General features: G+C 53.7%; 6 protein-coding genes. 3 read left to right on the top strand and 3 right to left on the bottom strand.

Annotated elements, in window-relative coordinates; translation table 11 throughout:
* Positions 1–609: 609 nt before the first annotated feature.
* Both P8Z34_16810 and P8Z34_16805 read right to left on the bottom strand, forming a co-directional pair.
* Complete coding sequence (locus P8Z34_16810; protein ID MEJ2552334.1) at positions 610–1197, bottom strand: hypothetical protein; 588 nt, start codon at positions 1195–1197, stop codon at positions 610–612.
* 97 nt (positions 1198–1294) lie between these two features.
* Positions 1295–2404: a hypothetical protein gene (locus tag P8Z34_16805; protein MEJ2552333.1), complete on the bottom strand. Its 1110-nt coding sequence runs from the start codon at positions 2402–2404 to the stop codon at positions 1295–1297.
* Positions 2405–2774: 370 nt separating this feature from the next.
* On the opposite strand from P8Z34_16805, the gene P8Z34_16800 reads away from it, so the two are divergent.
* The 3 genes from P8Z34_16800 (at position 2775) to P8Z34_16790 (ending at position 8531) form a co-directional block, all read left to right on the top strand.
* Entirely contained in the window at positions 2775–3458 is a 684-nt protein-coding gene (locus tag P8Z34_16800; GenBank protein ID MEJ2552332.1) for a hypothetical protein, read from the top strand.
* Positions 3459–3904: 446 nt separating this feature from the next.
* The gene (locus P8Z34_16795) at positions 3905–7198 is read left to right on the top strand and encodes a TIR domain-containing protein (protein MEJ2552331.1); all 3294 of its coding nucleotides are present in this window, start codon (positions 3905–3907) and stop codon (positions 7196–7198) included.
* A gap of 163 nt (positions 7199–7361) precedes the next feature.
* Positions 7362–8531, top strand: coding sequence for a hypothetical protein (locus tag P8Z34_16790; GenBank protein MEJ2552330.1), 1170 nt, complete (start codon positions 7362–7364; stop codon positions 8529–8531).
* A 329-nt stretch (positions 8532–8860) separates the two neighbouring features.
* Here P8Z34_16790 and P8Z34_16785 read toward each other — a convergent pair.
* On the bottom strand, positions 8861–9047 hold a 187-nt coding region (locus tag P8Z34_16785), incomplete at its 5' end, for a hypothetical protein (GenBank protein MEJ2552329.1).

Genomic DNA, 9047 nt, shown 5'->3' with positions numbered 1-9047 from the left:
ATTTATCGACAGTTGACGTATCACACAAAATCCTGCTGCTGCAAGATTGTCCCTGACTTGATGGTGCCCAGCTCCGATGGTGCCGCCCTTGAGTTTACTAAGGAGCAATTGTAGATCAGACAACATGCTCATCTGCGCATAACCTTGAAACAATCCTTTCCGCTTCGTACGCAAGCCACTCGAATTCTTTGCTTTGCGCAATCACCGTCGACAGCAGCATGAACCCGAACGGCGTCAACCGCTCGGCCATCGAAACCAGATGGAAATGGGATCGTGCTCGATCGAATGGCCCTCGATTTCAAGGAATCCATCTCGGTCAGCAAACAAGCGTCCCGGGATTTCGCGATCTTTTAACGAAAGGGGCCATAAAGGTAGTAAATGCAGAACCGCCCACGAGCGGATGCACGACAAAGCCCCGCTGGTGGGCGGAATTTTCGAATGCTGTGTTCAGTTGAATATCAAAGAGTGCCTCATATTACCTCGCCATAGACACGCGGGTCAAATCCATGAATTCGTTTCTTGTTCGTGATGGCGAAATTATCTCGTGGCATTTTTTTAGCCCGGCCGATACCCGATCTCGCAGGTTATTTCGTCTGGAGCCGAGCGCCCTCACGGGCTGCTGCAGCCGTCGTACGGCATCAACGTCGCCGTGATCACCGGACCGTTCGGATATATGACGCCAAATTCTTCGATTTCGCCTCCGCCATAATCGATCGTGCCGGTGTTGTTACTCGCCAGGGTAATTTCAACGGCCTTGCCATCATCGATGAATTTGAGACTGAATTTGATTTCATCCTCTAATGCTGCCGTACCGTTGGCAACGACGAGCTCACCCTCCACGGGTACGAGCAGGTCGCCAATCGACCCCTTTTCGTCGACCTCGAAATCCAGGCTGCCCGACACGAAGTAATCGCCTTTCGGCTCGGGTATTGACAACTCGGCCGTCAGCTCGAGGTTCCAGTGTTTGCCGTCGCAAGTCGTGGCCGTGCCGGTGGAGATCCAGTCAAATTCATGTTTCTGGGTCCAGGTGAACGTCGCTGGTTCGCCTTCGACGCCGATGGTCGACCCACCGGTTTCAATACCGGAAGTCGTCGCTCCCTCCGTCGGGGTGGGCGTGAGGACCTGGGTGGGTGCAGCAGATGCACAGCTCGTCAGTACGAGGCAGGTAAGAATCAGGACAGAATATCTTGCTTTCATCAGTAGTTCCTCTTTTCTTTCAGCGGCGTGCAAGGGTTTTTTAATAGATCGTTTCGACTCATTTTGTGTATCGACATACTCTCTCCGACCGGATTTCTCACGATCCCGAATACACCAGAGAGACGGAGTATCCGTCCCCATCCTTTTTTTCGTTGACCGATACAACCACACTTTCCTGATCCGTCGAATACTGCAGCAGCGCAGTCGGAGAAAACGCCAATTCGTTGTCGACGGCGTAACCCAGAGCGACCAGTTCATCGTGGTAGAAAGACACGATCGCATCAAAATCATACAGGGTGTCGTACTCGTAAATCCCCAAGTCAGCCTGTGTCGAAATGTTCATGGCGTCGTCCAGAATGGGCAGGGGAACATCCGCAGAGACGCCAGCCGGTTCTTCCGCCATCGAACCCGGATCGACGCTTTCACAATTTTCGGGCAGCACCAGGCCCGGCCGGTCGGGATTCAACACAAAATCCAACTGGAAGTCGATGTCCACCTCTTGTGGGCTTTCGCTATCCATACCCTTATCCACTCCGGCACCGGTCTGCTCGAGCCGCACGATCACTCCGCTGACACGATCGACGTAAACACTGCCTTGGGTATCCAAAAATTCGAAATCATAGAACGCCGATCCCTCGTCAGAGCGTTGATTCTCGTCAGTGACTTCATAGCGGTCGACGATCGTCCCGTTAATCTCGATCCCGCTTTCGACCAGCGGCACATCGCCCGTGAGGTACGGGCCGTTGATGAAATAATCGTCGTAAGGGTTTTCAAGGTCTTCTGTTTCTGCGGAGCAACCCGTGTACGAGGCGAGCAGGTATTGCACGCCGTTCATCCCGATGTACGTGAACGGCACCACATCTGCCCACATGGACAACGATGTGTCGAACGTAAAACTGTAGCCGGGGGTAGCGCCGGCGTACCACTCGCCGTCAATGGTGACATTTCCCGATGATTCGCCTTCGTATTCAAAGCGCATGCTGGTGGAAAAATCCTTGTCGCGATACTGATAGAGGCCGGGATCGTCCAAATTCAGGACGGATGGACCCGCAACCGTGTCATCAACGTTGGGAACGGCCGGCGATTCGGATGCCGAATTCGCCGCTTCAGCATTTTGATCGAGCGCTTGCTCGGAACCTGTACAGGACGAAATGAAGACGGCAAACAACAATCCAAAAATGATTATCGTCCAACTCTCGCTTCGCATTTCGACTCCTTCCAGAAATTCATTAATTCGAGTTCCATCGACTTCGAAGTATCAACCCCGGACGAACGGGGTATTCCACTGTCGGTTGACACGTCAAGTGAGTGAGGCTGCTTCACCAGTGAAGAACTCCGCCCTTCCGGGGCAAGCACACGGCGCTCACATGGATTGAAATCGATAGGAGCAGGCGATGCAGCGCATACACTGTTGGTCACACCCAATAGTGGATAATTATAGTCCCATATGTAATATTAAACAACGATGCAGGCGTCCCGATAATAATCACGCCGCCCTTCTATTTGGACTTAATATACCCCGTTTGTGATAATATGGGCGGGATCGATGGGATTGGATCAACGAAAGGAGTTTTCGAATGATCGTTTCCGTAAAATCACGCTTGCTCAGCTTGTTCTTGTTTGGCGTATTGTTAACCGCATGCGCATCGGGACCCAAGGTGCGAGCCGATGAAGGCATACCGCAGAGCGCACCCCCAGACGAGGCCTCGTCGCAGGACGATGAGCCGTCGACACTCGAAGGCGAATACACATTCACCATGAATGCGGTTGTCGACGGGTTGGCCAACATGCGTGTTTTTGACACCATGCAGTCGGATTGGTCGGGGCAATTTACGGTCGATTCAAGCGGACAGATCGAAGGCCAGGGCAAATTTACCTATCAAACAAACATCTACAGCGAGGACGACGAACGCTGTGGGTACGTCTGGGAGGAAACCGGCGAATTTACTTTCACATTCGGCGGATCGGTTCGTCTGGACGGGGACGCGATCCCGTTGAAAATACTGTCGCCTCAATTAAAGAGCAGCATCACCGGAGGCGCGACTGCAACCTGTGCGGATCCCTCCCCATCGAACAGCAATATCCCACCGAATTACATCTCACTCCATCGCGGCAATTTGATCGCGGCAATCATACAACACATCCATACGAAACTGGGAAGTCAACTGGTGGTGAATGAGGATTTGGTCACCAAAGTGGAAAGCGTGAACTACGGGATCCGGGTCGAGTACTACTTCCCTCCGGTTCCATTGACCGAGTGATCCCCCACGCCGTTCGTGAGCCGATAAAACCTTCGATCGTGCGCTAACTACAAAGCCTCGCTAATGGGCGGATTTTTCGAACGCGGTTAATCAATTAAACCCGAACGAGTGTCTTATGCCACATCACCAGAGAGGCGTCAGTAAAATCCTCGAATTTGCTTCGTGCGCGTGATTGCAGAATTCTTTCGTGTAATTACGTGCCTCAACGGCTTCTCGACCTCACAAGCCCCTACCATTTGGCTGCGTCCCCCAAATCACACGCAGCGGAAAGGCGCTTCTCAGTGTTTTCCGGAAAACGCGCCGGGAAAATTGTATATTGGATCGGATGACGGCGGAGAATAGGAGATCAGAACGCTTGCAATCCGCAGGGCTTCTTTGTACAGTAATTCAGATTACGGATCGCGCTGCACGCTACCACAGCGATAACCACCAACGACTGGCAGGACATCCCGCCGAGTGTGGATTGGATGGCGGAGGTCCACGAAGCTATCGAGGGGGCGGATACCTTCGTTTTCATCATCAGCGACACTTCGGTGGAGTCCGAGATTTGCGGCCTGGAGATCGAACACGCCATTGAGAACAACAAACGCCTGGTGCCCATCGTGATCAGCGACATCGAAGCGGAAAGGGTCCCGCGTGCGCTGCGGGCGCTGAACTGGATCTTCTTCCAGGATCGTGATGAGATTTTCGAGCAAGCGACGAGGGATTTGATCGCTGCGCTCCAGACCGATCACGCCTGGGTAAAGATGCACACCCGCCTGCAAACCCGCGCCCTGGAATGGGATCGTAAAAATCAGGATGGCGGCTACCTGCTGCGGGGCAGCGATCTGCAGGAAGCCGAAGCGTGGCTTTCCGCCGCGAAAGACAAGGATCCGCAGCCCACCGCCCTGCAAACCGAATATCTGCTGGCGAGTCGCGCGGCCGCAACCCGCCGGCAGCGCCAGACCCTGATCGCCGTTGCTGCCGTAATGATTCTCTCCATTGGCCTGGGCATTTTCGCCTGGACGCAGCGCAACACGGCCGTCAGCGAGAGCAACGCCCGGGCGACGGAAGTCGTCGTCCGCCAGACGGCGCAGGCCGAAGCGGTCATGGAGGCTGATTTTCGGGCCACCGCGCAAGCTGAAGCCGAGGATGCGCAAACCCTCGCCGAAGAACAACGCGATCTGGCGCTTTCAGGAGAGCTGACCGCCTATGCGGATCAGCAGTTGAACGAAGGAGATTGGGATCTCAGCCTCACACTCGCGGTAGAGGCCGCCAACTACGCCGACACGGATCGCGCCTTCCAGATGTTGCGCCAGGTCTTGAATCATCCTGGGCAGATCGTGCAGATCGTCGATGTCCCCAATGGGAACAAGGGCAACATCTATCTCAGTCCCGATGAAAGTTACTTCCTCGTCCTGGAGCAGGATGGTGTTCATGGGATTGCCTACCTCTGGCCCTTGGGTGCTTCCGAAGCAGAAAACACCTTCGAGGTCGATGGCAGCAGCGCAGTGTGGAGTCCCAACAGCGATTTGATCGCCGTATGGGGGCGCGATACTGTCGAAATTTGGGACGTATTCTCGGGAAAGCGCCTGCATTCCAATTCGCTGGGCACAGGTATAACCCCAAAAATCTCGGGCGTCACCTGGAACGCTGCGGGGGACGAGATCCTCTTCTACAGCGACAGCGGTGGCCCTCACGAAGGTGTCGCCATGATCTACGACCTGGACGCCAAGAAGATTGTAACTACATTCAGCGGCCACACCGAGCGGATTCTGGTGGCCACTTGGAGCCCGGAAGAGGATCGCATACTTACGGCGGCGAGGGATTTGACTGCTCGGGTATGGGATGCACAATCTGGAGAAGAATTGCTGAGATTGGAAGGGCATAAAAACACACCCCGAGGCGCGAGGTGGAGCAGTGATGGGCAGTACATTCTCACGTGGAGTTCAGGGGGCGACGTTCATCTATGGGATGCCAACACCGGAGAACAAATTTATGCGTTTGATGAGTTGGGTATCGCCATAGGAGCGCAGTGGAATGCGGCAGAAGACCGCATTCTAGCGCACGGTTACAGTTACGAACCCGTAATTGTATGGAATGTAGAAACCGGAATTGATGAGTTCAATGTTGAGATAGATGATTTCCTGCTTTCGCCATCCTGGTCGCCTGATGAAACGACGATCCTCACTGGTTCACAGAATGGAGAAATCGACGTATGGAACGCGCAGACGAGTGAGAAGCTGCTATCGTTTCCGGGGCAATGGGGTTTTCTCCATTTCATCGGCTGGAGTCCGGACGGGAAATATATCATCGCCTCGGGTTCGCAACCGGGATCCGGAAGCCGCCAGGGGATCACGAGACTCTGGGACATCGAAACCGGAGAGTTGGTCACGGTTCTCGGCGGGCATCAGGGCGGAGTCTCGAAAGCCACCTGGATTCACGATTCCGAACTCCTGCTCACGGAAAGCGATACCCGAACTGTGCTCTGGACGCTGACGCCGGATTCGCCTTTGCCCGAATTCCGCTTCGAAGACTACGGTGAAGGTGTCGCTGCCCTCATCTGGCTGGGAGAACCCAACACCCTGCTTGCCGCCAGCGGAGAAGTCCTCCATCTCATCGATGTGGCAGAGGGTAAGGAGCTGAAACAAATCGAAACCGCACCCGTCGACCACTACACCGACCGCATCGAGGATGTGTGGTGGAACTCGTCCGTTGAGCGTGCGCTTTCGATCAGCAATGACGGTTGGGTAGCTGCGTGGAATTTAACCAGTGGCACAAGATCTTACCTGGTAGGACCGGGAAAGAAGATCTACACCCCGCTTGGCGATTACCTGCCGCGAGAACGCTTTCTGGACGCCGCCTGGAGCCCCGATGGCGCCCTCGGCGTCGCTGTTGGCTGTACGCGCGACCCCGATCCAGGTCTTTCCTCACCACTAATGTGGGCAGCCTGCGACGAAGGCCTCATCCGCATTTTCGATGCGAAAAACGGTAATACGCTTCAAATGTGGAGCGGATATGCGAACGTGAGATCTGTGATATGGAGCGCTGACGGCCGACGTATTTTGGTGGGTGGCAGTACGGCTGATGGAGACTCCTACCATTGGGTTGCGGACGTCGATGCCCTGGATGCGCAAATCTTCCTGGAAGATGAGTATATTTTTGACGAGCTGCTTTGGAATATGGACAGCGAAGAGATTATTTCGATCAGCTCAGAAGGCACCACAATATGGGACGCCAACAGCGGTGGGATCGTCTCGCATTTCGAAAACGCAGACCAGGGAATAAAGATCGACTGGGTGACAAGGAGTCCCAACCAAAATGAGATTGCCATCTTCGATACTGACGGAGCGGTTCACTTCTGGGAGACGACAACATGGAAGCCCCTGCGCACTTTCACTTTGCATGAAGGCGCGATCAACTCGGCTGTCTGGATCGATAACGGAGATGCGCTAGTGACATCAAGCAGCGACGGGACGGCGAAAGTCTGGGACGCACATAGTGGTGAGGTCCTGCAGACATTGATCGGGCACGAGGGCGCCGTAAATCTCGGCCTTTGGGATCCCACAAACGCACGCATCATCACTGGCGGTGTGGATAACACGGTACGCCAATGGCACCTTGCGATCGAAGATTTGATTGCCACAGCCTGCGAGCGTGCACCACGAAATTTGTCGGAGGAGGAATGGACGAGCATCCTGGGTGACCTTCCGTTTCACGAGATCTGCCCCATAAGTAACACGACGTCGAACGAAACCTGAAACCTTGCCAGGCTCACCACAATATTTTACCGATGGATGAACGATGGGGCCGGCCTCCATTCCTCATTACGCGACAGGTTGTTATATGCAAACGGTAACTTCCCGGTAACTCTGTGGCGCTATATTCAGTGTACGATCTCGTCGTCCAGGGGAGGAAATACGCATGAGAACCAAAGCGGGCTTACTGCTTACATTCATTTTGATTGTTGGGAACCTGGCCTCATGTGATACTACACATCCATCACAAGTCAACCAGGAAACCGAAATCGCTGCCGGTCAATCCAACCTTGCTGTTGAGACGCTGGCGGCCACTGCCGCAGCAACGCAAGTCATCGAGACAACAGCGTCGTACACTCCTTTCCCCGCTGCGACCCCCACACCGACACCGATTCCCCTTTCGGATCCAATACTCGATGATCTACTGGCTGAGGGTTACACGCAAGGAGATTTAATACGATTTTTTATTGGTGTGGATACGGGTGGAATGGTTTTTGGGGGTCCGGATTTCGATAATCCTCTGCCGCCGCAGCTCGATACCATCGACGATGCTGGTAATACTTACTCCTACATCCAATATGAAAGCCGGGAGTTGAATAACTGCCATCTTCTATTCTTCTATACCGATATGGATGGGACCAGACTGATTCACCACGTAGATGCATCAAAGCTGAACGAGAGAATCGCATCCCTCACAGTATCTCCTATGGATCAAATGTACCCTGCGCCCCTCGCGTGTCTACCGTTTGGGTGGGGGGATGTCAACGAAAATGGCAACATCGACATCGCAGTCACTTTCCTTTGGGGAAACAACATTGACGGTAGTGAAGTCCATATCTTTGAGGTCAAAGACGGAACAACCATCGTTGATCTCGTGGCAGACTTGCCGGGGGTAATCTCCCCCTGGGATTACGATCCTCATTATCTCGATCTTCTCGTAATAGACCTGGCTTGGGTACATCACGACTGCATATATCCTCCCATCCGCACTTTCTGGATTTATTACTGGGACGAAGATGCATATGTCGATCAAACACCGCAGTTTGATCTGCAGGATTTTCTAACGTCCATCGCCGACGGCGTGAGAGAACGACACGGAAGTCCATTCGTCCCATCTCGCGACGTTGAGCCGCTGGTCAAGATCCTGGTTATGTACGATAAATGGGGACGAAGGGATGTGGGTTGGCAGCTTTACGAAGAATTATCCGATCCGGGTAAGTGGCCGGGAACGGATGAAGAATCCCTGCGATGGCTGGAGGCAGACATTGAGCATTTCAGGAAAGAATACGAAGCCGGTCTGGACTTTACCCCCAACGATTATTGTCAGCCATATTAATCCGCTAAAACATGTACACCGAAAATCGACTGTCACTCGCATTATCCGTGTCGCCGCATTGACGTCTGCACGCCCTCATGCCTCATCTGCTCCCGGTTATGCAAATGATGTGAAGGTGCCAGGATAATTTATGCGCAGGCAGGCGTGAATAATCTCTTGCTGATTCATTTATTTAGTCGGAAGACATTGACCACCGCTGGCAGGAATAACCTGGCCCACCATGTGTTTCTCATTCGAAACTCCGGTCAGCGACGTACCGCATACTGCGATAGAAAGAAAAAAGTCACTCAATCATCAGGAAGAGAAGAATGCGATCTGGAAAAGGGGGTTCATATAGATACGAGAATCATCGCGCTGAACATGTAGAGCGAGGCGTATTTAAAGAGCCCGAAGTTGATCCGCTCGTTTGGCCGGACCACACTGGCAACCGCCAGCAGGAACAACCCGGCCGACATGGCCGCCAGTACCCAGATGACCCCTCCCTGGATCTCGATCAGCACACCGGCGGCGATGATC

Source organism: Anaerolineales bacterium, assembly GCA_037382465.1.
In the GTDB taxonomy this organism is placed as follows: Bacteria; Chloroflexota; Anaerolineae; order Anaerolineales; family E44-bin32; genus WVZH01.
Note: the sequence above shows the minus strand (reverse complement) of the source record. Positions and strands in the feature narration are given on the sequence as shown.

Excerpts from the sequence above, each read along its gene's own strand:
- P8Z34_16805 (MEJ2552333.1), bottom strand. The coding sequence starts at position 2,404 with ATGCGAAGCGAGAGTTGGACGATAATCATTTTTGGATTGTTGTTTGCC.
- P8Z34_16790 (MEJ2552330.1), top strand. The coding sequence starts at position 7,362 with ATGAGAACCAAAGCGGGCTTACTGCTTACATTCATTTTGATTGTTGGG.
- P8Z34_16810 (MEJ2552334.1), bottom strand. The coding sequence starts at position 1,197 with ATGAAAGCAAGATATTCTGTCCTGATTCTTACCTGCCTCGTACTGACG.
- P8Z34_16800 (MEJ2552332.1), top strand. The coding sequence starts at position 2,775 with ATGATCGTTTCCGTAAAATCACGCTTGCTCAGCTTGTTCTTGTTTGGC.